Origin of the sequence: Mesorhizobium sp. M1A.F.Ca.IN.020.06.1.1, from assembly GCF_004023265.1 — a bacterium.
Classification (GTDB): domain Bacteria; phylum Pseudomonadota; class Alphaproteobacteria; order Rhizobiales; family Rhizobiaceae; genus Mesorhizobium.
In genome coordinates this window covers 1-547 of record NZ_RZSR01001720.1, presented here as the reverse complement: position 1 = coordinate 547, position 547 = coordinate 1, and the positions used below count along the sequence as shown (strand labels likewise).

Annotated in this window: 1 protein-coding gene; it reads left to right on the top strand. The window is 62.3% G+C overall.

Features of this window, described 5'->3' with window-relative positions; translation table 11 throughout:
• The first annotated feature begins 14 nt into the window (after positions 1-14).
• Positions 15-464 carry an Rrf2 family transcriptional regulator gene (locus EOA60_RS36535; protein WP_095824963.1) on the top strand — a complete coding sequence of 150 codons (450 nt, stop codon included), beginning with the start codon at positions 15-17 and terminating at the stop codon, positions 462-464.
• The last annotated feature ends 83 nt before the right edge of the window (positions 465-547 follow it).

Here is a 547-nt window from a genome sequence, read left to right as displayed (position 1 = left end):
AAACTGAATCGGGCATGCTGACCAAAAAAGGCAAATATGGCCTCAAGGCTCTCGTGCATCTTTCCGGCCTGCCGGCTGGCCAGCTTGCATTCGTCAACGACATAGCGGTCGCAAACAACATCCCGAAGAAGTTCCTGGACGCCATTCTGGGCGAATTGCGCAATGCCGGCTTCGTCCAGAGCCGCAAGGGCAAGGAAGGCGGCTATCGCCTCGCCAGGCCCGCTTCCGAGATCAAGATCGGCCATGTCGTGCGCGTGCTCGACGGGCCGCTGGCGCCGATCCCTTGCGCCAGCCGCACGCAATATCAGCGCTGCGAGGACTGCGACGAGGCGACGTGCCAGGTCCGCCACATGATGCTGGAAGTGCGCCAGGCGATCGCCGAGGTGCTCGACAACCGCAGCCTCGCCGCCATGAGCGACGCCGACAACGACGATTTCCCGGTCGAACTCACGTCGCAGATCTGACCGCTCAGCCGCGCCGTCTCGCCGTTGGTTGTCTGTCCGCGACAGACGCTGTAAATCGTCTGACGGATGGATCAAGGTTTGGG